This window comes from Kitasatospora sp. NPDC001664, assembly GCF_053596675.1.
The window spans coordinates 69,085-94,298 of the sequence record NZ_JBSFGS010000002.1 but is presented as its reverse complement, the minus strand read 5'-3'; the positions used below and the strand labels follow the sequence as shown (position 1 = coordinate 94,298).

Sequence of the window (25,214 nt, the reverse complement as noted above, 5' to 3'; positions counted from 1 at the left end):
CCGACGTGCGGGGCGGTAGGGGTGGTTGTCGTTCTGACGGTGGCTCAGCGGGCGGAGCGGGGATCCAGCGCGTCGCGGACCGCGTCGCCGAGCAGGTTGAAGGCGAGCACGAAGACCAGCAGCGCCACGCCGGGGAAGACCATGTAGGTCGGATCGGCCTGGAAGACCTCGGAACCGCGCGAGATCATCCGGCCCCAGTCCGGGACGGGCTCGGTGATGCCGACCCCGAGGAAGGAGAGCACCGCCTCGGAGGCCACGAAGCCCGGCACCGCCATCGTCGCGTGCACCAGCAGCTGGGCCCGGACGTTCGGCAGCAGTTCCCGGAGGACGATGTGGAATCCGCCGGCCCCCTGGGCCTTCGCCGACTGCACGAAATCCCTTTCCCGGAGGGAACGCACCGACGAGCGGAGGGAGAGCGCGAGCGGAATCCAGCCGAATGCGGAGAACACCAGGATCAGCACCAGGAATTGCATCCACTCCGGCTCTGCCTCGCTCGGATCGACCAGCCGGGACTGCACCACGGGGCTGAGCGCGAGGAGCAGGAGCAGGGTCGGGAAGGCGAGCAGGACGTTCGAGAGGAAGCCGAAGATCCGGTCCGTCAGACCGCCCAGGTAGCCGACCGCGACGCCGGCCAGGACGCCGAGCAGGGTGGTGACGGCGGCTGCCGCGAAGGCGATCAGGAGGGAGGTGCGGATGCCGAAGAGCAGCTGGGTGAACACGTCCCGCCCGAGGCCCGGCTCCAGGCCGAACCAGAAGTCGGCCGAGATCCCGCCGTTGGGGAGCATCGGCAGGCCCGAGTCGCTGAGCAGGCCAGGCGTGTTCTGGCCGTAGTGCTCGGTGGGGTTCTTGCCGTAGGCGGCGGCGATCAGCGGGGCGGCGAGGGCGAGGAGGAGGAAGAGCGTCACCACCGCGAGGGCGGTGGCGCCGGTGCGGTCGCGGAGCAGCCGGGAGAGCGGCGTGTTGCGTACTGCGGGCATGAGAGGCGTACTCCCCGAAATTCTCCGCCGCCCCGTGGGTGAGGGTGCGCTGATGTGCATGAAGGGACGGCCTTCCAGGGGTTTCCCGGCGGCCCGTCGAATGCCATCAGATCGGATGCGATGCGCCTTTCGCAAATCATTCTCCGGCGCTGATTGCACACTGTTTCGCACAGGACGACGGCTTCATTCCACTGCAATGTTGCCGACACAGGAAAACGGGCAAATACCTACACAACGGTTCGACGGCGGCCCGACTGAGACCTCCGCCACACGTAAGGTGCCGCCATGCCTCCACTGCTCTTCCTCGATGTCGACGGCCCGCTCATCCCGTTCGGCGGAGCACCCGAGGAGTACCCCGCCCACGGGGCCGACGACGCGAACCCCCTCCTGCGCCGGATCGACCCCGCGCACGGGCCACGGCTGGCGGCGCTCCCGTGCGAACTCGTCTGGGCGACGACCTGGGAGGAGGAGGCGAACGAGTACGTCGCCCCGCGCCTGCACCTGCCGCGACTCCCGGTGGTGGTCTGGCCGGAGCCGACCCGAGCGGACGAGGAGAACGACGAGCGGCACGGGCTGCACTGGAAGACCCGGACCCTCGTCTCGCTCGCCGCCGGGCGCCCGTTCGCCTGGGTGGACGACGAGCTCACCGACGCCGACCGGAGGTGGGTCGCCGCCCGCCACCCGGGCCCCGCGCTGCTCCACCGCGTCGACCCCCGCCGTGGTCTGACGGAGGGTGACTTCGCGGCGCTCCGGTCCTGGTTGCTGGAAAACCAGGTGACCTCGGGGCGGGCGGGGCAGCAGAATCAGGGCACCGGCCGCGAGGCCGACAGCCCGTAGCTCAGTCGGTCAGAGCACCGCCCTGATAAGGCGGGGGTCGCTGGTTCAACTCCAGCCGGGCTGAGCGGGTGTAGCTCAATTGGCCAGAGCAGCCGCCTCCAAAGCGGCAGGCTGGGGGTTCGAGTCCCTCCGCCCGTGCAGTGAGCAGGACCGCCGTCAGATCCCGGTGTTGACGGCGTAGAAGGTGACCGCGGCGGCGGCTCCCACGTTGAGGGAGTCGACGCCGTGGGACATCGGGATGCGGACCCGGCGGGTGGCGGCGGCCAGGGCCTTCGGGGTGAGGCCGTCGCCCTCGGCGCCGAGCATGACGGCGGCCTTGGGGAGGGTGTGCGGGGCGGTGGCGTTGAGGTCGTCCGCGCCCGAGGGCGTCAGGGCGAGGAGTTCGAAGCCGGCCTCGCGGACGGTGGCCAGGGCGGACGGCCAGGGGTCGAGGCGGGCGTACGGGACGGAGAAGACCGCGCCCATCGAGACCTTGACGGCCCGTCGGTAGAGCGGGTCGGCGCAGTCCGGGGAGAGCAGCACGGCGTCCATCCCGAGGGCGGCGGCGCTGCGGAAGATGGCGCCGATGTTGGTGTGGTCGACCAGGCCCTCCAGGACGGCCACCCGGCGGGCGCCGGTGAGAAGTTCGGCGGCCTCCGGGAGCGGCTTGCGCTCCATCGAGGCGAGCGCGCCGCGGTGCACGTGGTAGCCGGTGACCTCCTCGGCCAGCCCGGGCTCCACCACGTGGACCGGCGCCGGGGTCTCGGCGATCACGTCGGCCATCACGTCCAGCCACTTCGGGGTGAGCAGCATCGACCGCATCCGGAACCCCGCCGCCACCGCCCGGCGGATCACCTTCTCGCCCTCGGCGATGAAGAGGCCCTCCTCGGGCTCGCGCCGGCGGCGCAGCTCCACGTCGGTCAGGCCGGTGTAGTCGGCCAGGCGGGGGTCGGTCGGGTCGGTGATGGTGCTCGGTTCTGCCACCCGTCGATCTTGGCACAGGTGGGGAGGGGTGGCGTTCGGCGAGGAAGCGACCGGGCGCGGAGACGATGATGGGCACATGGCCGTCGTCCCGATCGCACCCCGTCCGCTGAACGCCGCCGAGCGCGCCGTCCTGGAGCACCTGCTCGCCGCCGACTTCCCCGGCGCCCCGGAGCTGCGCGCGCAGCTCGACCGGGTCGAGGTGGTGGCCGCCTGGTTCGAGGGGTCGGTCAGTGTCGACCTGCGGGTGCGCGGGGTGGCGGAGTCCGGCCGGAGGTCCGTGCTGCTGCCGGTCGGCGCCGAGGTGTACGACGAGGACGGCGGGTACGTCGGCGAGCTGCTGGTTTGGGCCGAGGGCGGCGAGTACCTGTCCGCGCTGGAGTACGCCTGGGTGACGGACGAGATGCCGACCGTACTGCCGGCCGTGGAGCGGCTCCGCGTGGGGGTCTGACGGCGGGTCGGCCGGGCCCGAGCGTCTCAGGAGGCCGGGCCGAGGCCCTCCTGAGTCCATCGCACCACCCTGCCCCACCCGCCCGTAGCGCGGCGACGGTCGGGCGGGGCTCGGCCCATCGGGTGGTGGCGGACGGTGCGTCAGCCCGGCGGCGCCGTGGGTGTGATCGCCGAGCCGAGACTGGCCGGACCGATGTTCCCGGAAGAGTGGAGTCCGCCCGTGCGCCGATCGTCCGGGGTGGCCGTCGCGGCCGTGTTGCTCGTCCTCGGTGCCGCTCCGCCCGTCGGGGCCGTGCTCCCCCGGGCCGGGACCTCGTACACCGTGACCGCGTGCGATCCGAACACCACCCGGCCCGGCAGCCCGCAGCAGGTGCAGGTGGACCCGGCCTGGTTGGAGGGCGGCCGGATGGTGGCGGTGATGAACAACCCGGGCACGGTCAATCCGGGGCTGGGTGCGCCGCCGCCCACCCCCGGGATCTTCTACGGCACTCCGCTCTGCGTGGTCGGGCCCCTGGTGAACGGCGTGCCGCAGGCGGCACGTTGGGTGTTCTGTCTGAACCACCCGCTGGCCGCCTGCGGCGAGGCGCCGTTCGTCCGGGGCGGCACCGAAGGTGCGAAGGAGCCGCTGACCGCGCTGCAACGGGCCCGGGTGGCCCACCTGCTCTCCCCCGGGGTGGCCGACTACTCGACCTCCTCCACCCGGGGCCTGATGGCCCAGCGGATCTGGTGCGTGACCGAGAACCTGCCCGCCGGAGCGCCACTGCCCGACCCGGACCGCTACCCCGGCGTCACCTGCCCGGACTGGGGCACGATCGACCCGACGCTGCCCGCCGAGCCCGCCCTCACCCTGACCGCCGGGCCGGACGCCGAGGCCGGTGCGGAGATCCCGTTCGAGCTGACCAGCACGGCCGGCCGGGTGCGGGTGACGGCCACCGGGACGGACGGGCTGACGCTCTGCCAAGGCGCGCCGGGAACCCTGACGGACGGGCTGCTGGAGCTGCCGGCCGGGACGACCGCGACCAGGCTCTGCGCCCGGCGCGCGGACGGCGGCAGCGGTGCGGTGCGGGTGGAAGGGGCGGAGACGGTGACGGACCCTCAGTTCCTGATCCCCACCGAGACCCCGGAACGCTGTCAGGGGTACGTGGACACGGTGGGCTCGCGGCGGACGCTGACCGCCTCCGGCACGGCGAACTGGCGCCCGGCGACGACGCCCCCGGTGGTCCAGGCCCCTCTGCCGTCGATGGCGCCCGTATCACCCGGCGCGGCGGCCCCGGCGCCGCCGAGGACACCCGAGGTCCAGGCCTCGCCGGGCGGCCCGCAGACCCCGGCGGCACCGGAGACCTTGGCCGCCCCACCATCCGCGCCCGCCCGGCCGGCCCACCCGCCGGCGCCGCTGCCGCCCGCCGAGGCCTGGACGCCCACACCCGAGCTGCGCGTCATCGAGGGCAGCCTGCCGGAGACCGGGACCGGGGAGGCCCCGGTGCTGCTCACCGTGGCGGGCGGGCTGTCCGCCCTCGGCGGGTTGCTGCTGGCCGGTGCCCGCCGCCCGCGGCGGTGACGGCCCGTCAGGCGACGTCGAGCAGGGCGAGCAGCTCGCGCTCCCGCTCCGGCGTCAGACCGGCGGCCAGGGACGGGGAGTCGGTGCGGACCCAGTGGAGCAGGTCGGCGAGGACCTCGGTGCGGGGGCGGTGGGTCAGGCCGGCGGCGAGGGCCGCGGCGCCCGGGCGGGTGGAGTGGCTCTGCAGGTCGGGGTCGGCCAGCCACATCGGGAGGGAGTCCGGGCCCATCCACTGCTGGACGCCCTGCTCCAGCAGCCAGTCGGACGGGGCCGGGACCACCGGGCCGGTGTGGCCGCCGACGGTGCGGGAGAGCTCCACCCACTCGCCGAAGGAGAGGACGGGGCCGACCGCGTCGAAGGTGCCGGACGTGCCCCGCTCGGCGGAGTGCAGCAGCCAGGCGGCGAGGTCGCGGACGTCGATGGCCTGGGTGGGCAGGTCCGGGGCATCGGGGACCAGTAGCGGCGCCTCGGGGTCGCGGGCGGCGCGGGCCACCCAGTAGGCGGTGCGGCCGGTGCGGTCGCCGGGGCCGCCGATCAGCCCGGCGCGGGCGATCAGCAGACGGTCGCCGAGGGCGGCGGCCGAGGCCTGCTCGCAAGCGACCTTGGCTTCGCCGTACGTCTCCCGGGCCGCCTCGCGGCCTTCGAGCGCGGGCAGCAGTGCGGCCGACTCGTCGGCGCCGACGGGGTGTTCGGCGTAGGCGCTCACCGAGGAGACGTAGCTCCAGTGCCGGGCGCGGGGCGCGAGGGCGTCCAGCGCGTCCCGGACGTAGCCGGGCTGCCAGCTCACCTCCACCACCGCGTCCCAGTCACGCCCCGTCAGTTCCCGGTACGCACCGGGCTGCGAACGGTCCGCCGCGACGAGGGTGGCGCCCTCCGCCACCCCGCCGCTCTCGCCCCGGGCGAGGCAGGTGACGCGGTGGCCGAGTGCGAGTGCCTGCCGGGAGACTTCCCGGCCGAGCCAGGCGGTGCCGCCGAGTACGAGGAGATCCATGCCACCCACCCAAGCACTCCCCACCGAGACCCGCCAGAAGCTTCGCTGACGGCGGATCAGGCGGGCGGCCCGAGCGCCGGTACCGGGCCTCAGCGAGGGCTGAGGAGGCAGAACTCGTTGCCCTCCGGGTCGGTCAGGATTCGCCAGTGGATGGAGGACTGGTCGATGCCCGGGTCGGAGGCGCCCAGGGCGCGCAGACGGGCCTCCTCCGCCTCCGGGTCCCCACCGCGGTACGGGCTGACGTCCAGGTGGACGCGGTTCCAGCCGAGCTTGGGGTCGGGGGTGCGGATGAACTCCAGGTAGGGGCCGACGCCCTGGGCCGAGCGCATGCTCGCGTGCCCGTCGGCGACCTCGTGCACCGTCCAGTCCATCGCCTCGCCCCAGAAGCGCGCCATCTCCCGCGGGTCGGCGCAGTCGACCACCACCGCGGCGACCGGCCCGGTGTCCCCGTAGACCTCCCGGGGCTCCAGGACGCAGAACTCGTTGCCCTCGGGGTCGGCCATGACCGTCCAGGGGACCTCGCCCTGTCCGACGTCGGCGAGCGTGGCGCCGAGCTCGATCAGACGCGCGACCAGCTCCGCCTGATGGGCCGTCGAGGTGGTGGCCAGGTCGAGGTGCACCCGGTTCTTCCCCGTCTTGGGCTCCGGACGGGCGATGATGTCGATGCAGACCGCCGAGGGGTCGGGGTAGGCGAAGCCGACCGGCTCGAGGTTGGTCACGCCGGGCGCCTCGCTGTCGATGCCCCAGCCGAGTGCCGCCGCCCAGAACCGGCCGAGCGCGGCGTCGTCCCGGGCCTTCATGTTGATCTGCACGAGTCGTGTCGCCATGCGGATGATCATAAGCACCGATGAGCCCGGCGCCGAGCGGCCTCGCAACGCTACGCCGCGCGCACGAAGGGTTTCTGGTGCCGCCGCTCGGGGAGCGGTGGCTTCTGCGTGCGCGTCGGCGAGGAGGATGTCGTCCACGCGGCCGGCGGCCGGTCTGCGTGTGCTGTGCCGAGAGAGGCGGGTGCGGTGGAGATCACGGTGCAGTGGGTCAGGACGTTCTGGACGAAGGAGTCGCGGGGCGGTGAGGCCGCCGCCCGGCGGAACGCCGCCGCGACGGGCTTCGTCCTGCCGACCGGCCTCGGCCCGCTCGCGCACCACGTCAGGATGGACGAGCGCCACGGCTTCGAGCCCCGGGAGTCCCGGGTGGAGCGGCGCGAGGTCGCGGTCAGCCTGCGGGAGACGGACGGCACGCTGCGGGTGCTGCCCCGGGTGGACCCGCTGTTCGGGCTGCCGCCCCGGCACCGCCGGCCACCGGCCGTACGGCTGCGGCCGGGCCAGTGGGTGCGGTGGCAGCTCAACTACCGCTTCAGCAGCGCGGCGGGGGTCCGTGACTGGTCGTACTGGCTCGACACCTTCAACATCGCCTACGGCCCGGTGGCCCTCGGGACGTTCCTGACCGAGCCGACCGTGTCCGTCGACGAACGCGGCCCGGTCCGGTAGCCCTCCGGACGGGAGCGGAAGGATGGCGGCATGGCCGAGCACCGGATCCCCGAGCGTCACGCCCAACTGCTGAAGTACGCACGGAGCCTGGCACCACCAGCGGGTTGGAAGACGGAGGTGTCGGGGGACGCGATCATCATCGCAGCCGGCCCGTCGGTGATCCACCAACGCAACCTGCTGCTGGTGCGGGAGCAGTTCGACGCGCACCGGCCCGCCGATCTGATGCCCAGTGAGAACACCGACCTGGCCTCGCCGAACGTCGGCAAGCTCCGCAATCCGGACCTGACCTACATCCCGGTCTCCGTCGTCGAGCTGGGTGGCAACGACGTCCCGGCGGAGCTGGCCGCGATCGCGGTGGAGATCGTCTCGCCGTCCAACCCCGAGAACGACCTGGTGGGCAAGGTCCGCGACTACCCGTTGATGGGCATCCGGGTCTACCTGCTGATCGACCCCCGGGAGGGGACGGTGGCGCTGTACTCCGAGCCCGGCGGCGGGGTGTACCACCGCAGGTGGACCGGGAAGTTCGGCGACGCGGTGCCCGTCCCGGAGCCGTTCGGGTTCGAGTTGGGCACCGCGGAGCTGATCCGCTACCCGAGCTGACGGGGCGGCACCGGTCAGGCGTGCCAGAGGGCGTCGCGGCGGTGGCGGGCCGGGGGGACGTCCGCGCCGTCGACGGAGTGGCCGGCTCGGTGGAGGCCGCGGATGCGGTCGGCGGCGAGGCGGGCCCGGAGCCGGGCACGGGCGTTGGACGTGGCGATCATGGTGGTGCAGCTGTCCGTCCTGCCGTCGAGGCGGTACGGATGCCAGCTGCGGAGCCGGCGCAGGGTCGGGGCCGGGACGGGGCGGCGGCCTTCGCTTGCGGCGCGGGCCAGTTCGGCGTGCGGGTAGCGGAGGTCGAGGCGGGCGAGGGAGACCGGTCCGGGCCCGGTGCTGCGGAGCCGGTACGGGGTGGTGCGGACCGTGCGGGACATCGAGGACCTCCGTAGGGCCCTCCGGGATCTCCGGAGGTACCTACGGCGGGTGCGCGGTGTCGGACACCGTGGCGACCCTCCCTCGGGCGGTCATGACGGAACGGCACGGGAACGGTACCGCCGGGGAGGCCCCGCCCGGGAGGGGCGGGGCCTGACGAGGGGTCAGTGCTGGCCGAGGACGTTGACCACGTCGCCGATGACGATGACGGCCGGGGGCTTGATGCCCTCCGCCGTGACGACCTCGGCGACGGTGGCGAGGGTGGCGTCGACGCGGCGCTGGGCGGCGGTGGTGCCCTCCTGGACGACGGCGACGGGGGTGGTGGCGGGGCGGCCGTGCTCGATCAGCTTGGCGGCGATCGCGCCGATCTTGTCGACGGCCATCAGGAGGACCAGGGTGCCGGTCATCCGGGCGGCGGCGTCCCAGTTGGTGAGGGAGCGCTCGTCGGGGCCGACGTGGCCGGAGATGACGGTGAACTCGTGGGTCATGCCGCGGTGGGTGACCGGGATGCCGACCGCCGCCGGGACGGAGATGGAGCTGGAGATGCCGGGGACCACCGTGACCGGGACGCCGGCCTCCAGGCAGGCCAGCAGCTCCTCGCCGCCGCGCCCGAAGACGTACGGGTCGCCGCCCTTGAGGCGGACCACGAACTTGCCGTCCTTGGCGTGGTCGATCAGGGTCTGGTTGATCGCCTCCTGGGCCATGTAGCGGCCGTAGGGGATCTTGGAGGCGTCGATCACCTCGACGTGCGGCGGCAGCTCGTCCAGCAGCTCGCGCGGGGCGAGCCGGTCGGCGACCACCACGTCGGCGTCGGCCAGCAGGCGGCGGCCGCGCACGGTGATCAGGTCGGGGTCGCCGGGGCCGCCGCCGACCAGGGCCACGCCTGGCTCGCGGGTGCGGAACTGACGGGCCGCCAGGGAGCCGTCCCGCAGGGCGTCCACGATGGTGTCGCGCAGGGCGGCGGAGTGCCGCGGGTCGCCGGTCAGGACGGAGACGGTGGTGCCGGAGTCGCGGCCGGTGGCGGCGGTCCAGGCGGTGGCCGCGGCGGCGTCGTCGCTGCGGGCGCAGAACACCCGCAGGCGCTCGGCCTCGGCGGAGACGGCGGTGTTGACGGCCGGGTCGTCGGTGGCGACCAGGGCGTACCAGGAGTCGGCGAGGTCGCCGTCGGCGTACCCGCGCCGGTGCCAGGTGAGCTCGCCGGCGTCGGCCATCGCCTGGACGGCGGGGGTGGTGCAGGGCGATATCAGGTGCACGTCCGCCCCGGCGGCGAGCAGTGCCGGGAGCCGGCGCTGGGCGACCTGGCCGCCGCCGATCACGACGACGCGGCGGCCGGTGAGCAGCAGTCCGACGGGGTAGGGGGTGCGGCCCTCGGTGCTGGGGTGGGGGTTGGGCGCGGGGGTGGTCATCGGCGGTGCTCCTGGGGCTGGCTGGGGAGAGGGTTTTGCGTGGGACGACAGCACTCCCCCGCACCGGCGCGCCCTCGGGCCGGTGGGGAGGAGTGCTGAGGTGGAACTAGTTCTTCTCGGTGACGCCGGCGGAGTCGAAGGTGGCTACATCGTGCATCGCGCGGGCCGCACTCTGCACCAGCGGGAGGGCCAGCAGGGCGCCGGTCCCCTCGCCGAGGCGCAGGTCGAGCTCGATCAGCGGGCGCAGTCCGAGCTTCTCCAGCGCGGCCTTGTGGCCGGGCTCGGCGGAGCGGTGGCCGGCGATGCAGGCGGCCAGCACCTCGGGGGCGATGGCCTTGGCGACCAGTGCGGCCGAACCGGCGATGACGCCGTCCAGGATCACCGGGGTGCGCAGCGAGGCGGCGCCGAGCAGGAAGCCGGCGATGGCCGCGTGCTCCAGACCGCCGACGGCGGCCAGTACGCCGATCGGGTCGGCCGGGTCGGGCTGGTGGAGGGCCAGCGCGGTCCGGATGACCTCGATCTTGCGGGCGTGCGTCTCGTCGTCGATGCCGGTGCCGCGCCCGGTCACCTCGGCCGGGTCGAGACCGGCGAAGACCGAGATCAGGGCGGCGGAGGCGGTGGTGTTGGCGATGCCCATGTCGCCGGTGACCAGCACCTTGTTGCCCGCCGAGACCAGGTCACGGGCGGTCTCGATGCCGACCTCGATCGCCTTGAGCGCCTCCTCCCGGCTCATCGCCGGGCCCTGGGTCATGTCGTCCGTGCCGGGCTTGACCTTGCGCGGGAGCAGGCCGGTGGTGCGGCCGTTCTGGACCGGGCCGGGCAGCTCGGAGGCCACGCCGACGTCGACCACGCAGACCTCGGCGCCGACCTGGGCGGCGAAGGCGTTGACCACCGCTCCCCCGGCCAGGAAGTTGGCCACCATCTGGGCGGTGACCTCCTGCGGCCAGGGGGTGACGCCCTGGGCGTGCACGCCGTGGTCACCGGCGAACACCGCGACGCAGCCGGGCTCCGGGATCGGCGGCGGGCACTTGCGGGACAGGCCGCTGAGCTGGGCACCGATGATCTCCAACACGCCCAGCGAACCGGCCGGCTTGGTCATCCGCTTCTGCCGGTCCCAGGCGTCGCCGAGCGCCTTGGCGTCCAGCGGGCGGATGCCGCGCAGGGTCTCGGCGAGGAGGTCCGACGGCTCCTCGCCCGGCAGGGCGCGGTTGCCGTACTGCTCCTCGTGCACCACCCAGGAGAGCGGGCGCTTCTTGGCCCAGCCCTGCTGCTGGAGCTCGGGCTCGTCCGGGAAGGAGTCCACGTAGCCGACGCAGAGGTACGCGACCACGTCGAGGTGGTCCGGCAGGCCGAGCTCGCGGACCATCTCCTCCTCGTCGAAGAAGCTCACCCAGCCGACGCCCAGGCCCTCGGCGCGGGCGGCCAGCCAGAGGTTCTCGACCGCCAGGGCGGCCGAGTACGGGGCCATCTGCGGCTGGGTGTGGCGGCCCAGGGTGTGGCGGCCGCCGCGGGTGCGGTCGGCGGTGACCACGATGTTGACCGGGGTCTCGAGGATGGCCTCGATCTTGATTTCCTTGAACTGCTTCGCCCGGGCCTTGGGCAGCGAGTCGGCGTACGCCTCGCGCTGACGCTCCGCCAGCTCGTGCATCTTGCGGCGGGTCTTGGCGGAGCGGATCACCACGAAGTCCCAGGGCTGCGAGTAGCCGACGCTGGGCGCGGTGTGGGCGGCCTCCAGGACCCGGATCAGCACCTCGTGCGGGATCGGGTCCGGGCGGAAGCCGTTACGGATGTCGCGGCGCTCCCGGATCACCTGGTGGACGGCCTCGCGGGCGGCCTCGTCGAAGCCGGCGGCCGCGGGCGGGCGCTCCTCCTCGGCGACGGCACCGGTCCCGGCCTGCTCCTCGGCCTCGGCGACGGCGGCGTCGGTGGGGACCTCCGCGGCCTCGGTCGCCACGGGCTCGGTCGCCACGGCCTCCGCGGACGGCTCGGCCTCGGGGGCCGACTCCTCGGCAGGGGCGGCGACGGCGGCCGGCCCGGTCTCGGCGGGCTGCTCGGCGGCGGGCACCTCAGCGGCGGCGTCCCCCGGGACGGTGGCCCGGCCCGGCTGCGGCTCGGCCTCGACGGCCGGCAGACCGTCCGGGGCCGGGGCGGCCAGGAAGGCGGAGATCCGGCCGGGCTGACGGGCGGGCGCGGCGGCCTGCGCCGGAATGGCGACGGTCTCCGGCTGCTCGGCGGTGGGCTCCACCGCGACGGCCACGGCGGCCGCGACCGCCAGGTCCTCGACGGCCGGGGCGGCCCCGGGCTCGGCGAGCACGGCCTCGGCGAGCGGCAGCTCGGGCGCGGTCGACTCGCTGACGGTCCGTTCGGTCTGCTCGGTCTGCTCGGCGGTGGCGGCGAGCGCCTCGGCCTCCGGGGCCGCCTCGGGCTGGGCGGCCGGGACGGCCTCCGGCTGCGGGACGGCAACCGGCTCCACGAAGACGGGTTCCAGCGAGATCGGCCCGGCCTGCGCCGCAGCGGCCTCCGCGACCGGCTCGGCGGACGGGTGCTCGACCGGCTGCTCGACCGCGACCGGCTGGGCCGGCTCGACCGGAACCTCCGCGAGCGCCTCGGCCGGGGCCTGCGGCGGCTGCTGCTCCTCGACGGCGGTCCCGGCGGTCTGGACGGCCTCGGCGGGGACGGTGACCGGGGCCTCGTTGACCACGGTCTCCACGACCGGGGCCTCAGCGGCGGCCGGCCCGGCCTCGACCACCGCGACGGGCTCCACCGCGACGGACTCGACCGCAACCGACTCCACGGCCACGGACTCGACGGCCACGGACTCGACGGCGGTCTCGACCGCCTCCACCGCGACCTGCTCGACGGCCACCGCCACGACCTCCGCCGGGGCGGCCTCGGCCACCACGACGGGCTCGACGGCGATCGGGGCTCCGACGGCCTGCACGTCCTCCGGCTGGACCGGCGCGCCGGCCTCCGGCTGGAGCTGTGCGGGCACCGGAACGGCCTGCACCGGCACCGCGGCGGTCGGCACGGGCGCGGCCAGCGGAGGAGCGGGGACGATCGGCACGCCGTACGCGGGGGTGCCCCCGGACGGGCCGCGGTCGGCCAGCGAGCGGACCGGGACGTGACCGGTCATCAGGGACGGGTCCGGGATGGGCGGCCCGGCGTGCAGCGGGCGGCGCTGCGGCTGAGGGGGCGTCACCGGGACCGTCTGCACAACCGGTTCTGCGGCCGCCACCGGCGCGGTCGCCTGGACGGTGTTCGCCAGCGCGTCCGGCACCACGCCGGGCGGGGTGAACTGGCCCGCGCCGTTCCCGGCCGCCGGGGCGCCCGGGAACGGCGCGACGGCGAGCGGATCGGTGAGCGGGTCGGCGAGGGGCGCGACGGCGGGGTCGACGCCCGGCACCGGCGGGGCCAGCGGCGGCCAGGACGGCTCGACCGGGGTGCCGTGGGCGGGCGTGCCCTGGGCCACGCCGTCCTGGGCCACGGCGTCCTGGACCGGGGTGCCGTGCGCCGGGGTGCCGTGCAGCAGGGGGTCCTGGAGCGGAGTGCCGTGCGCCGGGGTCCCGTGCAGCGGCACGCCGTGCGCGGGGGTGCCGCCGAGCTCGTCGACCGGACGGAGCGTCACCGTGTCGACCAGGGGCGACCCGAGGCCGGGTGCCGAGGGCGCCGCGGGGGCGGCCGCCGGGATCGCGGTCTCGCCGACCATCACGGTCTCCACCGCGCCGTGCACCGGGACGTCGCCCCAGGAGGCCTGCGGGCCGGGCATCAGCAGCAGGTCCTCCTCCTCGTCGTCGAGGAAGGTGTACGCGGCGTGCCGGGCCGGGGCCTGGCCGGGCAGCGGGACGCCCTCCGGGCGGCCGAGCGGGTCGGCGCCGCCGAGCAGGTGCTCGGGCAGGCCCTCGCTGGGAACGTGGCCGCCATCGGTCATGTCAAAGCTCCTTCCGGGCGCTGCCGCACCCTTGGCGCGACGGTCGCCGACCGCCGCGCCCAACTCCGCTCGGGGCGGGCCGTGCTCCCGCCCGTCCATCCGTCCGTCCAGCTGCCCGGCGTCCGCCGTGCCGCGCTTCCGGACCGGGCGCCTCCCGTGGGAGGGGTGGCGCACCATCAGAAACAACGACAGCTGGGGACAACCGGCACGACCGCGCCGGACCCAACGGCATTCTTCCGGCCCGACCCGCGCCGCGTCGAATGTCCACGGCCCCTCCGGGCTGTAAGTTCCGCCACGTCAGAAAGGTGGCAAACAGGCCGAACTGGACACGAACCGACGACCGCCGCGCAGGCGGGAGGCTTCACCCTACCGGCCCGCCCCGAACGGATACCGAATCCCTGTCCGAATCCTGATCACACTGCGGCAGTTTGGCCGGGGGCCGTTGACGGAGCCCCGACAGCCCCGGCCGGCGCCGAGCGAGGGGCGGACCGACGGACGGTCCGACGGCCCGTCAGAAGGCCAGCTCTCCCCAGAGCACCAGACTCTGCTGCCCCGCGCCGAGGGCCAGCCCGGGCACGCCGCCCGGGGCCGGGGCCAGTGGCGCGGACTGCAGCAGCGCGCCGTCCGCGCGGTAGCCGGCGGCGGTGATCGCGGTCCGGACCGCCTCCGCCTCGGCCAGCGTGCGGGCGATGGCGACCAGCCGCTCCGGTCGCCGCGCGAGCACCGCACCGACCACCTCGGCGCCGCCCGCCTCGACCATCACCGCGTCCGGCTCGGGCAGGCCGCCGAGCACCTCGGGGCCCACCCCGTGCACCACCTCGACCTCCACGCCGTAGCGGCGGGCGTTCACGGTGATCTGGGCGCAGGCCGACCGGGAGGCCTCCACCGCGACCACTGCCGCGCCGAAGCGTCCGATCTCCACCGCCAGCGCCCCGCTGCCCGCGCCGACCGCCCAGACCAGCTCGCCAGGCACCGGGCCGAGCCGGGCGAGTGCCAGCGCGCGGACGTGCGGCGGCAGCGCGGCCCCGGCGCCGCCCGCCGTCCCGGCGAGCTGCTCCGCCCCCGCGTACGCCCGGCCGTCGAGGGCCCAGCCCCGGTCCGGGCCGGGGAAGCCGAGGGGGCGTCCGGCCAGCCAGCCGGAGGGCTCGCCGGGAGCGTGGTTGGGCCCGGCGCCGCCGATCACCAGGACCACGGCCGGATCGCGCCAGTCGTGGTCGGGCACCCGCTCGGAGGTGAGGACGGTGACGTCCTCCTCCGGGGTGCCGAGCGCCTCGCAGACCACGAAGGTGCGGTGCACCCCGCGGAGCATCAGGGCGAGCTCGCTGGGCCCGGCGCCGGGGGTGGTGAGCACCGCGACCTTCGGGTGGGCGCGGCAGACGTTGGCCGCCCGGCGCAGCCGACCGCCGTGGGCGCTGACCACCTGGGCGTCCTCCCAGGGCATCCCGGCCCGGGCGAAGGCGGCGGCCACCGAGGATACGGCGGGCAGCACCTCGAGTTCGAGTCCGTACTCGGGGCGGCGGAGTTCGCGCACCACCCCGAAGAAGCCGGGGTCGCCCTCGGCGACCACCACGGCGGCACCCCGGTGGGCGGCGATCCGGCGGGCCGCCTGCTGGACGCTGCCCAGGGTGAGCCGCTCCGCGCCGGCCGGCACCGGCAGCGCGGACAGCTGGTACGGGGCGCCCGCCACCAGGGTCGCGCCCGCGAGTGCCGAGGCGGCCGCCTCGGTCAGCGGAGTACCGTCCCACCCGATGACCGTGATCCGGTCCGCCATCTACCGCTGCTCCCCTTAGGCCCCGTGACGGTCCGTCCGCCCGCCCGGTCCGAGGCTACCCGGTGGGACCGGCCCGGGACGGGAAAGCGCGGCGGGAAACTCGCACAGCAGTGCGTGAACTCCCGACGACACGTCAGCGCGGCCCGTCGCCGGCGGTCAGCGCTGCCCCGCGTGGTCGGCCTCGCGCGGCGCCAATGGCTCCATGTCCTCCGGCAGCAGGCTCCACAGGATCAGGTCGCTGCGGCTCTCCTCCGCGGTGCCGTCCCCCTCACCACCGCGGACTATCCAGGCGCTGCGCAGCACGCCCTCGCTGATGCAGCCGAGCTTCTGGGCCACCTGCTGGGCGGCCGTGTTCCCGGCGGCGGTGCGCAGCTCCAGGCGGAGGAAGCCGCGGTCCTCGAAGAGCCACTGGGCCACCCCGTTGACGGCCTCGGGCGCGTAGCCCTCGCCGCGGGCCCAGGAGGCGGTGACGAAGACGACCTCGGTGGAGAGCAGCCGCCAGTCGGTGGAGCGCAGTTCGACCACGCCCACCATCCGCTGGGTGAGGTGCTCGGTGACGGCGAAAACGATTCCGCGCCCCTCGATGCGGCGGGCGGGCGCCAGCATCCTGGTCCACTCCCGCGCGTGCTCCTCGGTGAAGGGCTGCACGACGTCGGTCCAGGCGTGCACCAGCTCGTCGTCCATCATCGCCACCAGGCCGGGGACGTCCCCGCCCGCGAGGGGTCGCAGCAGCAGCCGCTCGGTGCTGATCGCGGTCTCGGGGAAGCTCGCAGGCATGCCGTCTCTCTCCTCGCCGGGTCGTGGACACACGGTACGCCCCGCCCTGCCCGGGCCGTGACACGGTACCGGGTGGAACGCCGACGGCACCCCCACCACACGGATGGGGGTGCCGTTCTGAGCGGCCGTCAGGAGCCGCTGCCGGCGGTTCAGAACGCCGGGATGACCGAGCCCTTGAAGGTGTCGTCGATGTACTGCTTGACCTTGTCGGAGTGCAGCAGCTCGGCGAGCTTCTTCACCCGCGGGTCGTTCTCCTTGCCCTTCTTGACGGCCAGGATGTTGGCGTACGGGTTGCCCTCGGCCTTCTCCAGCAGGATCGCGTCGGTGGCGGGCTTGAGGTTGGCCTCGATCGCGTAGTTGCCGTTGATCACCGCGGCGTCCAGGTCGGGCAGCGAGCGGGGCAGCTGGGCGGCCTCCAGCTCCTTCCACTTCAGGTGCTTCGGGTTGCCCGTCACGTCGGCCGGGGTGGCGGCGGTGCCCACGCCCTCCTTGAGGGTGATGACGTTGTTGTCGGCGAGCAGCTTGAGCGCCCGGCCCTCGTTGGTGGTGTCGTTGGGCAGGCCGACGGTGGCGCCGTCGGGCAGCTCGGCGGCCGACTTCACCTTCTTGGAGTACAGGCCGAGGGGCTCCAGGTGCACCGTCTCGACCGAGACGATGTCGGTGCCCTTCTTCTGGTTGAAGTCCTTCAGGTACGGCACGTGCTGGAAGTAGTTGGCGTCGGCCGAGCCGTCCTGGACCGAGGTGTTGGGGGTCACGTAGTCGGTGACCACCTTGACGTCGAGCTTGAGCCCGGCCGCGTCGGCCAGGTTCTTCTGGACGTACTCCAGGATCTGGGCGTGCGGGGTGGGGCTGGCGACGACCTTCAGCGGTGCGTCGGGGCTGGAGCCCGAGGACGAGGAGTCGCTGCCGCAGGCGGTCAGGGACAGGGCGAGCCCGGCGGTGGCGAGGATGCTGACGGACTTCAGGACGTTACGCACGAAAAGTGCCTTTCTCCATGGGTGATGCGGGTGGGACGGGGTGTGGTCAGTGCGGGAGGACGAGCTCTTCGTCCTTCTCCGAGGTGGTGGTGCGGGAGCGCAGCAGGCGGGTGGTGCCACCGGAGGAGCCGCGGTCGGTCAGCCGACGGACGATCAGATCGCCGATCAGCTGGATGACGGTCACGATGACGGCCAGCTCGGCGACGATGACCCACATGAAGCCGGTCTCGAAGCGCAGGTAGCCGTAGTTGACGGCGAGGAAGCCGAGGCCGCCGCCGCCGACGGTGCCGGCCATCGCGGAGAAGCCGATCAGCGCGATGATCGTGGTCACCACGGAGGAGACCAGCGAGGGCAGCGACTCGGGGAGCAGCACCTTGCGGACCGAGGTCCAGGTGCCGCCGCCCATCGCGTGGACGGCCTCCAGCAGCCCGCCGTCGACCTCGCGGACGGAGGTCTCCACCAGCCGGGCGAAGAACGGGATGGCGCCGACCGTCAGCGGCACGGTGGCCGCCTCCCAGCCGATGGTGGTGCCGGCGATCGCCCGGGTGAAGGTCTGCAGCGCGACCATGATGATGATGAACGGCATCGAGCGGCCGAGGTTGACGACGGCTCCGATGACCCGGTTCACCGGGGCGTTCTGCAGTGCGCCGCCCTTGTCGGTGAGCACCAGCAGCAGGCCGAGCGGGAGCCCGAGCAGCACGGTGACGACGGTGGAGACGCCGACCATCTGGAAGGTCTCCCAGGTGGCGGGCCACATGAGCTCCTGCATCTGGTCCCAGGTCATGCCGCCGCTCCGTCCTTCTGGTCCAGCACGTCCACCTGCAGGCCCTGCTCGCGCAGGAAGCCGATCGGCACCACGTTGTCCTGGTGGCCGCCGGGCAGTTCGACCCGCATCCGGCCGACCATCCGGCCGGAGACGGTCTCGACCGCGGCGCCCAGGATGTTGATGTCGATCTGGTAGGTCCGGGCCAGCTGGGAAACGAACGGCCGGGCCGAGCTGTCGCCCTGGAAGGTGATCTCCAGCACGGTGTTGCCGGGGTGCCCCTGGCCGAACTCGCCGAGCGGGAACAGCTCCCGGGCCACCTCCGACCCCTCGGTCGCGAGCAGGTCGGTGAGCTTGCCGGACTCCACCACCCGGCCGTCGCGCATCAGGGCGGCGGAGTCGCAGACGGACTTGATGACGTCCATCTCATGGGTGATCAGCAGCACGGTGAGGCCAAGCTGTTGGTTGAGGTCGCGCAGCAGCGCCAGGATCGAGCGGGTGGTCTCCGGATCGAGGGCCGAGGTGGCCTCGTCGGAGAGCAGCACCTTGGGGTCGCCGGCCAGCGCGCGGGCGATGCCCACCCGCTGCTTCTGGCCGCCGGAGAGCTGGCCCGGGTAGTTGCGGGCCTTGTCGGCGAGGCCGACCAGCTCCAGCAGCTCGGCCGCCTTGCGGCGGCGCTGGGCGCGGTCCAGGCCGATGATCTCCAGCGGGAGTTCGACGTTCTCCTGCACGGTGCGCGAGGAGAGCAGGTTGAAGTGCTGGAAGACCATGCCGATCTTCTGCCGGGCGGCCCGCAGCTCCTTGCCGGCCCGGTGCTCGGTGCCGGGCAGCGCGGTCAGCTCCACGCCGTCCACGGTGACCGTCCCCGAGCTGGGGCGCTCCAGCATGTTGACGCAGCGGATCAGGGTCGACTTCCCGGCACCGCTGGTGCCGACGACCCCGTACACCTCGCCCTCGCGGACGTGCAGGTCGACTCCGGCGAGCGCGGTGGTCTCGCGGCCTCGGCTTCGGTAGACCTTGGTCAGGTCCTTGGTGGTGATCACGGCTGCTTCCGTTGTTCGGGGGCGGACGAGGGCGTGCGGGGGCACACCTCTGAGGGTGGGTCAGGTCCGGCCATGCTTCGATCGTGGCCGCTGGGCGGCCGGGGCGCGCGTGGGCGTGGCCCTTACGTGTCAGGGCTCGCGGCGCGGGGGGAAGAGGGAGTTGAGCAGCCCTCAGAAGCGACACATTCGACAGCGACACATGCAGCTCTCACCCGTCGGCATGGTGCCGATGGCGGTGCGCGTCGTCGTCGTGGTCATGGGTGAAAGTAAATCAGACATATGGACACGGTCCCAATTATCAGGAGCCGATGTCCGCACTTCGGACACGACACTGTCACCTCAAGGGTGACGGCGCCCCGACCGAGGGTTCGGTCAGGGCGCCGTGGGTGTCGTGAGGGGTGGTTCAGGCAGCGGCGGCGACCGGCGGGTGCTTCTCCAGGGTGACCACGCTCAGCCGGCCGGAGACCTCGCGGACGGTGGTCTGCCGGTAGCCGTGGCGGGCGTAGAGGCGGAGGTTGCCCAGGCTGCGGTGGCCGGTGAAGAGCTGGTACGAGCCGACGGTGTGCTGCTCGTGCAGACGGCGCTCCACCGCCTCCAGGAGCCGGCCGCCGAGGCCGTGCCGCTGCATCCGGGGGTGCACCACCAGACGGCCGATGTGCGCCGTGCCGTCCTCGTCCACCGAGCCGCGGACGGTGCCGACGATCTCGTCGCCGAGGCGGGCCACCAGGACGTGGCGCTCCGTCAGCTCCGCGCGCAGACTCTCCAGGGTCTGGGTCAGCGGTTCGATCGCCCAGTCTCCGTACAGTTCGGCCTCGGACTGGTAGCCGAGGTACTGGAGCTTGAGGATCGCCTCCGCGTCCTCCACGCTCGCCACCGAGATGTTCACGCTCATGCCCATGTGCGGGGGCCTCCCCATCGTTGGTTCCGGTGCGCGCGGTGAGGGTTCCGCACCGGTCGCCCTGCCGAAGGATTGCCCGGCCGGGGATCCGCCCTGACCGGGGGTCGCGCAGACGCGTCCCGGCTGTCCTCCGGAACCGGCTCTGCGCGCACGCCCAGTATCGGGCCGGGTGAGGAGGCGTCAAGGACGCGTTCGCCACCGCTCTACCCACCGGCCCGCCGGCGGCAACCCTCCCGTGGCCTGGACGTGGCGAGGGTCACTCCGGCCGCTCGTTGTGCAGGAGGGCGCGCAGGCAGGCCAGACAGCGCGAGCGGGTCGGTCCGATACTGCCGCGCGGGAGGCCCAGCCGCGCGGCGAGTTGGCGGTACGTCAGTTCGGGCGACTCGGCCAGCGCGGTCATCAGTTCGGGGCAGCGCCCGGGCAGGACGGCCAGCGCGCGGCGCACCGCGCGCGCCCTGGCGGCGGCGAGCGCCTGGTCCTCGGCGGAGGGCACGGTCCACTCCGTCCGGGTGACGGCGGGGTTCTCCGGGTGGAGTTCGGCGTAGCGGATCACACCCGGGAAACGACGGAGGGGCACCCCTGGGGGTGCCCCTCCGCGAGTGAACGTCAGCCCTGGACCCACTCCTGCTGGGCGGCCAGGTCGGCCTTGAGCTCGGCCAGCTGGACCGCCACCGCCGACGGGGCGGTGCCGCCCCGCCCGCTGCGGGAGGCGATCGCGCCGTGCACGCTGAGCACCGAGCGGACCTCCGGCGTCAGGTGCCCGCTGATCTCCGCGAACTGCTGGTCCGTCAGGTCCGAGAGCTCGATCCCCTGGCCCTCGCAGACCTTGACGCAGGCACCCGCGACCTCGTGCGCCACCCGGAACGGCACGCCCTGCTTCACCAGCCACTCGGCGATGTCGGTGGCGAGCGAGAAGCCGGCCGGGGCCAGCTCCTCCAGCCGCTCCCGGTGCACCGTCAGGGTCGCCATCATGCCGGTGAACGCCGGGAGCAGGACCTCGAGGGTGTCGCAGGAGTCGAAGACCGGCTCCTTGTCCTCCTGGAGGTCCCGGTTGTAGGCCAGCGGCAGCGCCTTGAGGGTGGCCAGCAGGCCGGTCAGGTTGCCGATCAGGCGGCCGGACTTGCCCCGGGCCAGCTCGGCGATGTCCGGGTTCTTCTTCTGCGGCATGATCGAGGAGCCCGTGGAGAAGGCGTCGTGCAGCGTGATGAAGCCGAACTCCTTGGTGTTCCAGATGATCACCTCCTCGGCGATCCGGGAGAGGTTGATCCCGATCATCGCGGTCACGAAGGCGAACTCCGCGACGAAGTCCCGCGAGGCGGTCCCGTCGATCGAGTTGCCCACCGAACCGCCCTCGAAGCCGAGCTCGGCCGCGACCTGCTCCGGGTCCAGCCCGAGCGAGGACCCGGCCAGGGCACCGGAGCCGTACGGCGAGACGGCGGTGCGGGCGTCCCACTGGCGCAGCCGCTCGGCGTCCCGGCCGAGGGCCTGCACGTGCGCGAGGACGTGGTGGGCGAAGAGCACCGGCTGCGCGTGCTGCAGGTGGGTGCGGCCGGGCATCGCGGTGGCGGGGTGCGCCTCGGCCAGGCCGACCAGGGCGTGCTGCAGGTCCAGCAGCAGACCGCCGATGATCTTCGCGTGGTCCCGCAGGTACATCCGGAACAGGGTGGCGATCTGGTCGTTCCGCGACCGGCCGGCCCGCAGCTTGCCGCCGAGGTCCGGGCCGAGGCGCTCCAGCAGGCCCCGCTCCAGCGCGGTGTGCACGTCCTCGTCGGCGACGGTCCCGGTGAAGGTGCCGGCCTGGACGTCGGCGAGCAGCTGGTCGAGGCCGGCCAGCATCCCGCCCAGCTCCTCCTCGGTCAGCAGCCCCGCCTTGTGCAGCACCCGGGCGTGGGCCTTCGACCCGGCGATGTCGTACGGCGCGAGCCGCCAGTCGAAGTGCACCGAGGCGGACAGCTTGGCCAGCGCCTCCGAGGGGCCGTCGGCGAAGCGGGCGCCCCAGAGGCGGACGTCGGCATTCTGGTCGGCGGTCATCGCGTGGGCTCCTTCGGGTGACTGTACGAGGATTGGCATAAGTATGCACTGCATCGCATGAAACACCAAACGGGTGTCGCCTGCGGCGGGCTCGGAGGGCGGAGGAAGGGCGGGGTGGTCATCGCCTGCGGCGGGCTCGGAGGGCGGAGGAAGGGCGGGGTGGTCATCGCCTGCGGCGGGGGCGGGCCGTGGGGAGGGGAGCCCGTGGCGGGGCGGGGGTTCGCTATGGGGTCAGGTCGGCGTGGAGGCCGTGGTGCTGCAGCCGGGCACGGAGGAGCTCCATCTCGGCCAGGGTGCCCGTCGTGCCGCCGCCGGTCAGTTCCTCGGCGAGCCGGCGGGCCTCCCCGAGCGGCGCGCCCGTGAGCTCGCGGAAGGTCTTGAGGACCGGGACGAGGCTCGGCACCGGGCCCAGGCGCAGGTGGGTGGGGCCGTTGGCGGCGAGCAGGGCGGGGCGCCAGCCGGCGGAGGGCGGGTCGCCGGGGCCGGCGTGCTCGCACAGGTAGGCGTCGCAGGCGGCGCAGCGGAACTCGGCGTCCCACCACAGTTCGCCGCAGTGGACGAACTGGTTCACCTGACGCTCCGCCAGGGCGCCGCAGTCGCACGGTGCGGGGATGCGTACCGTCTGGCCGGTCATCGGGGCTCCTCGTGGCGGCGCCCGCCCCGCTGCGGTGGCGGGACGGGCGTGGGGGTCACTGGGCCTTGGCCTGGGCGAGTTGCATGAGGTGGTCGGCGAGGGCCTGGCCGCCGAAGGGGTCGCGGCTGATGAGGAGGACGGTGTCGTCGCCGGCGATGGTGCCGATGATCTCGAAGACCTCGGCCTGGTCGATGGCGGAGGCGAGGAACTGGGCGGCGCCGGGCGGGGTGCGCAGGACGACGAGGTTGCCGGAGGCGGTGGCGGAGACCATGAGCTCGCCGGCCAGGCGGGCCATCCGGCCCTCGGTGGCGGATTCGCCCATGGGGGCGCGGGGGGTGCGGTCGCCGCCCTCGGCGGGGACGGCGTAGATCAGGGCGCCGTCGCGGTTGCGGATCTTCACCGCACCCAGCTCGTCCAGGTCCCGCGAGAGGGTCGCCTGGGTGACCACCAGGCCGTCGTCGGCGAGCAGCTTGGCCAACTGGCTCTGCGAGCGGACGGGCTGACGGGTCAACAGGTCGACGATCCTCCGGTGCCGGGCCGTGCGGGTCTGCGGGACCTGCGGCGTCGGCCCGGCGGCGGACTGGTCGGAGCTGGATGCGGTCATGGCGAAGATTCTCCCGGAGTCCGCTCAGACGTTCGCGTCAGGGGTGACGCTGTTCAGGATCTCCGGCAGGGCGGCCAGGAACGAGGCGGCCTCCGCCTCGGTGAGCACGAGCGGCGGGACGAGCCGCACCGCGTCCGGCACGGCCGCGTTCACCAGGAAGCCCGCGGCCTGGGCGGCGGCCTGGATCTGCGCCGAGACCGGCGAGTTGAGCACGATGCCGAGCAGCAGCCCGGCGCCCCGGACGTGGCTGACCAGCGGGTGGCCGAGCGCCTCGATGCCGGTGCGCAGCTGCTCGCCGACCTTCTGGACGTGCTCCAGCAGGCCCTGCGAGGCGATGGTGTCGAGCACCGCGAGCCCGGCGGCGGCGACCACCGGGTTCCCCCCGAAGGTGGTGCCGTGGTGGCCCGGGTGGAGCAGCTCCGCGGCGTCGCCGAAGGCCAGCACGGCGCCGATCGGCAGCCCGCCGCCGAGGCCCTTGGCCAGGGTGACCACGTCCGGCTCGACGCCCTCGTACGCCTGGTGGGCGAACCAGTGGCCGGTCCGGCCGATGCCGGTCTGCACCTCGTCCAGGACCAGCAGCGTCCCGGTGGCCCGGGTGATCGCCCGAGCCTCCGTCAGGTAGCCCTCGGGCAGCGGGATCGCGCCGTTCTCGCCCTGGATCGGCTCCAGGAAGACGGCGGCGGTCTCCTCCGTGACGGCCGCCCGCAGCGCCTCGATGTCGCCGAACGGGACGTAGGTGACGTCACCCGGCAGCGGCAGGAAGGGGGTCTGCTTGGCGGGCTGGGCGGTGAGCGCCAGGGCGCCCATGGTGCGGCCGTGGAAGGCGCCCTGGAGCGAGACCACGTGGGTGCGGCCGGTGAGCCGGCCCATCTTGAAGGCGGCCTCGTTGGCCTCGGCGCCGGAGTTGCAGAAGAAGACCCGGCCGGGGCGGCCGTCCAGCTCCAGCAGCTTCTCCGCCAGCGTGATGGTGGGCTCGGCCATGAAGAGGTTGGAGACGTGGCCGAGGGTGGAGACCTGCCGGGTGACCGCCTCCACGATGGCGGGGTGGGCGGTGCCCAGCGCGTTCACCGCGATGCCGCCGACCAGGTCCAGGTACGCCGTGCCGTCGGCGTCCCAGAAGGTCGAGCCCTCGCCGCGGACCAGCGGGAGCCGGGGGGTGCCGTAGTTGTCCATCAGCGAGTGCTGCCACCGCTGGGTGAGTTGGTCGTTCGTCATGCGAGGCCCCCCAGGACCGTGTCGTCGTCGTCCGGCACCACCATGGTGCCGATGCCCTCGTCGGTGAAGATCTCCAGCAGCAGGCTGTGCTGCACGCGGCCGTCCAGCACGCGCGCGGTGCCGACGCCGGAGCGGACGGCGCGCAGACAGCCCTCCATCTTCGGCAGCATGCCGCTGGCCAGCGTGGGCAGCAGCTTCTCCAGCTCACCGGCCGTCAGCTGGCTGATCACGTCGTCGGAGTCGGGCCAGTTGGCGTACAGGCCCTCGACGTCGGTGAGCACCACCAGCATCTCGGCGCCCAGCGCGACGGCCATCGCGGAGGCGGCGGTGTCGGCGTTGATGTTGTAGACGTGGCCGTCGGTGCCGCGGGCGATCGAGGAGATCACCGGGATCCGGCCGTCGGCGATGAGCGCCTTCACGGCGCCCGCCTCGACGTTGACGATGTCTCCGACCAGGCCGATGTCGACCTGCTCGCCGTCCACCACCGCGTACCGCTTCACGGCGGTCATGGTGTGGGCGTCCTCGCCGGTCATGCCGACCGCGAACGGGCCGTGCTCGTTCAGCAGCCCGACCAGCTCGCGCTGGACCTGGCCGGCCAGCACCATCCGGACCACGTCCATGGTCTCGGGGGTGGTGACCCGCAGGCCCGCGGTGAAGCTGGACTCCAGGCCCAGCTTCTCCAGCTGCGAGCTGATCTGCGGGCCGCCGCCGTGCACCACGACGGGGTGCAGCCCGGCGTAGCGCAGGAAGACCACGTCCTGGGCGAAGGCCGACTTCAGCGAGTCGTCGACCATGGCGTTGCCGCCGAACTTGATGACCACGGTCTTGCCGTGGAAGCGCTCCAGCCAGGGCAGCGCCTCGATCAGGGTCATCGCCTTGGGCAACGCGGTGTTGTTCCGGGCCTGTTCGCCCTTGGGTGCGATCTTCACGGTGTGGGT

The 25,214-nt window shown here is 73.7% G+C and carries 24 protein-coding genes and 2 tRNA genes; 7 read left to right on the top strand and 19 right to left on the bottom strand.

Going from position 1 to position 25,214, the window contains the following annotated elements; all coding sequences use genetic code 11:
- Positions 1–44: 44 nt before the first annotated feature.
- Positions 45–977 (bottom strand): ABC transporter permease, encoded by a 933-nt coding sequence (locus ACWCYY_RS02785; protein ID WP_449794889.1) that lies wholly within the window; start codon positions 975–977, stop codon positions 45–47.
- A gap of 285 nt (positions 978–1,262) precedes the next feature.
- Here ACWCYY_RS02785 and ACWCYY_RS02780 point away from each other — a divergent pair, with 285 nt between their 5' ends.
- The 3 genes from ACWCYY_RS02780 to ACWCYY_RS02770 all read left to right on the top strand — a co-directional run bounded on the left by ACWCYY_RS02780 (position 1,263) and on the right by ACWCYY_RS02770 (position 1,952).
- Positions 1,263–1,814, top strand: coding sequence for an HAD domain-containing protein (locus ACWCYY_RS02780; protein WP_449794888.1), 552 nt, complete (start codon positions 1,263–1,265; stop codon positions 1,812–1,814).
- Positions 1,805–1,878: transfer RNA gene (locus ACWCYY_RS02775), tRNA-Ile, on the top strand. The genes ACWCYY_RS02780 and ACWCYY_RS02775 overlap by 10 nt, the downstream gene beginning before the upstream one ends.
- Positions 1,879–1,952, top strand: a tRNA-Trp gene (locus ACWCYY_RS02770).
- Between the two features lie 18 nt (positions 1,953–1,970).
- On the opposite strand, the gene ACWCYY_RS02765 is transcribed toward ACWCYY_RS02770, so the two are convergent.
- Positions 1,971–2,777, bottom strand: coding sequence for a TrmH family RNA methyltransferase (locus ACWCYY_RS02765; protein WP_449794887.1), 807 nt, complete (start codon positions 2,775–2,777; stop codon positions 1,971–1,973).
- A 76-nt stretch (positions 2,778–2,853) separates the two neighbouring features.
- On the opposite strand from ACWCYY_RS02765, the gene ACWCYY_RS02760 reads away from it, so the two are divergent.
- A complete protein-coding gene (locus ACWCYY_RS02760; RefSeq protein ID WP_449794886.1) occupies positions 2,854–3,225 on the top strand; it encodes a hypothetical protein in 372 nt (123 codons plus the stop codon).
- A 219-nt stretch (positions 3,226–3,444) separates the two neighbouring features.
- A complete protein-coding gene (locus tag ACWCYY_RS02755) occupies positions 3,445–4,782 on the top strand; it encodes an LPXTG cell wall anchor domain-containing protein (RefSeq protein WP_449794885.1) in 1,338 nt (445 codons plus the stop codon).
- Between the two features lie 7 nt (positions 4,783–4,789).
- On the opposite strand, the gene ACWCYY_RS02750 is transcribed toward ACWCYY_RS02755, so the two are convergent.
- Entirely contained in the window at positions 4,790–5,773 is a 984-nt protein-coding gene (locus ACWCYY_RS02750; RefSeq protein ID WP_449794884.1) for an NAD-dependent epimerase/dehydratase family protein, read from the bottom strand.
- Positions 5,774–5,862: 89 nt separating this feature from the next.
- Positions 5,863–6,600, bottom strand: coding sequence for a VOC family protein (locus ACWCYY_RS02745; RefSeq protein WP_449794883.1), 738 nt, complete (start codon positions 6,598–6,600; stop codon positions 5,863–5,865).
- Between the two features lie 186 nt (positions 6,601–6,786).
- Here ACWCYY_RS02745 and ACWCYY_RS02740 point away from each other — a divergent pair, with 186 nt between their 5' ends.
- Both ACWCYY_RS02740 and ACWCYY_RS02735 read left to right on the top strand, forming a co-directional pair.
- A complete protein-coding gene (locus ACWCYY_RS02740) occupies positions 6,787–7,260 on the top strand; it encodes a hypothetical protein (RefSeq protein ID WP_345283432.1) in 474 nt (157 codons plus the stop codon).
- A gap of 30 nt (positions 7,261–7,290) precedes the next feature.
- Complete coding sequence (locus ACWCYY_RS02735; RefSeq protein WP_345283431.1) at positions 7,291–7,860, top strand: Uma2 family endonuclease; 570 nt, start codon at positions 7,291–7,293, stop codon at positions 7,858–7,860.
- A gap of 14 nt (positions 7,861–7,874) precedes the next feature.
- On the opposite strand, the gene ACWCYY_RS02730 is transcribed toward ACWCYY_RS02735, so the two are convergent.
- The 15 genes from ACWCYY_RS02730 to argB form a co-directional block, all read right to left on the bottom strand.
- Positions 7,875–8,231, bottom strand: a complete 357-nt coding sequence (locus tag ACWCYY_RS02730) for a hypothetical protein (protein WP_345283430.1) — start codon at positions 8,229–8,231, stop codon at positions 7,875–7,877.
- Between the two features lie 162 nt (positions 8,232–8,393).
- Entirely contained in the window at positions 8,394–9,635 is a 1,242-nt protein-coding gene (gene cobA / locus ACWCYY_RS02725; protein ID WP_449794882.1) for a uroporphyrinogen-III C-methyltransferase, read from the bottom strand.
- 106 nt (positions 9,636–9,741) lie between these two features.
- Positions 9,742–13,563 (bottom strand): nicotinate-nucleotide--dimethylbenzimidazole phosphoribosyltransferase, encoded by a 3,822-nt coding sequence (gene cobT / locus ACWCYY_RS02720; RefSeq protein WP_449794881.1) that lies wholly within the window; start codon positions 13,561–13,563, stop codon positions 9,742–9,744.
- A gap of 511 nt (positions 13,564–14,074) precedes the next feature.
- On the bottom strand, positions 14,075–15,334 hold the full coding sequence (cbiE, locus tag ACWCYY_RS02715) for a precorrin-6y C5,15-methyltransferase (decarboxylating) subunit CbiE (RefSeq protein ID WP_449794880.1): 1,260 nt from the start codon (positions 15,332–15,334) through the stop codon (positions 14,075–14,077).
- Between the two features lie 156 nt (positions 15,335–15,490).
- Positions 15,491–16,111 (bottom strand): GNAT family N-acetyltransferase, encoded by a 621-nt coding sequence (locus ACWCYY_RS02710; RefSeq protein WP_345283424.1) that lies wholly within the window; start codon positions 16,109–16,111, stop codon positions 15,491–15,493.
- A gap of 149 nt (positions 16,112–16,260) precedes the next feature.
- On the bottom strand, positions 16,261–17,088 hold the full coding sequence (locus tag ACWCYY_RS02705; RefSeq protein ID WP_345283423.1) for a MetQ/NlpA family ABC transporter substrate-binding protein: 828 nt from the start codon (positions 17,086–17,088) through the stop codon (positions 16,261–16,263).
- A gap of 46 nt (positions 17,089–17,134) precedes the next feature.
- The gene (locus ACWCYY_RS02700) at positions 17,135–17,872 is read right to left on the bottom strand and encodes a methionine ABC transporter permease (protein WP_345283422.1); all 738 of its coding nucleotides are present in this window, start codon (positions 17,870–17,872) and stop codon (positions 17,135–17,137) included.
- The gene (locus tag ACWCYY_RS02695; RefSeq protein ID WP_345283420.1) at positions 17,869–18,894 is read right to left on the bottom strand and encodes a methionine ABC transporter ATP-binding protein; all 1,026 of its coding nucleotides are present in this window, start codon (positions 18,892–18,894) and stop codon (positions 17,869–17,871) included. Before ACWCYY_RS02695 ends, ACWCYY_RS02700 begins: the two co-directional genes overlap by 4 nt.
- A 403-nt stretch (positions 18,895–19,297) precedes the next feature.
- Positions 19,298–19,792 (bottom strand): GNAT family N-acetyltransferase, encoded by a 495-nt coding sequence (locus ACWCYY_RS02690; RefSeq protein ID WP_345283419.1) that lies wholly within the window; start codon positions 19,790–19,792, stop codon positions 19,298–19,300.
- Between the two features lie 256 nt (positions 19,793–20,048).
- Positions 20,049–20,369 (bottom strand): RNA polymerase sigma factor, encoded by a 321-nt coding sequence (locus ACWCYY_RS02685; RefSeq protein ID WP_345283418.1) that lies wholly within the window; start codon positions 20,367–20,369, stop codon positions 20,049–20,051.
- A 29-nt stretch (positions 20,370–20,398) separates the two neighbouring features.
- Positions 20,399–21,823, bottom strand: a complete 1,425-nt coding sequence (gene argH / locus ACWCYY_RS02680) for an argininosuccinate lyase (RefSeq protein ID WP_345283416.1) — start codon at positions 21,821–21,823, stop codon at positions 20,399–20,401.
- 223 nt (positions 21,824–22,046) lie between these two features.
- A complete protein-coding gene (locus ACWCYY_RS02675) occupies positions 22,047–22,457 on the bottom strand; it encodes a hypothetical protein (RefSeq protein WP_449794879.1) in 411 nt (136 codons plus the stop codon).
- Between the two features lie 55 nt (positions 22,458–22,512).
- On the bottom strand, positions 22,513–23,061 hold the full coding sequence (locus ACWCYY_RS02670) for an arginine repressor (protein WP_345283413.1): 549 nt from the start codon (positions 23,059–23,061) through the stop codon (positions 22,513–22,515).
- A gap of 24 nt (positions 23,062–23,085) precedes the next feature.
- Positions 23,086–24,276, bottom strand: coding sequence for an acetylornithine transaminase (locus ACWCYY_RS02665; RefSeq protein WP_345283412.1), 1,191 nt, complete (start codon positions 24,274–24,276; stop codon positions 23,086–23,088).
- Positions 24,273–25,148 (bottom strand): acetylglutamate kinase, encoded by an 876-nt coding sequence (gene argB / locus ACWCYY_RS02660; RefSeq protein ID WP_345283449.1) that lies wholly within the window; start codon positions 25,146–25,148, stop codon positions 24,273–24,275. The genes ACWCYY_RS02665 and argB overlap by 4 nt, the downstream gene beginning before the upstream one ends.
- Positions 25,149–25,214: the final 66 nt, after the last annotated feature.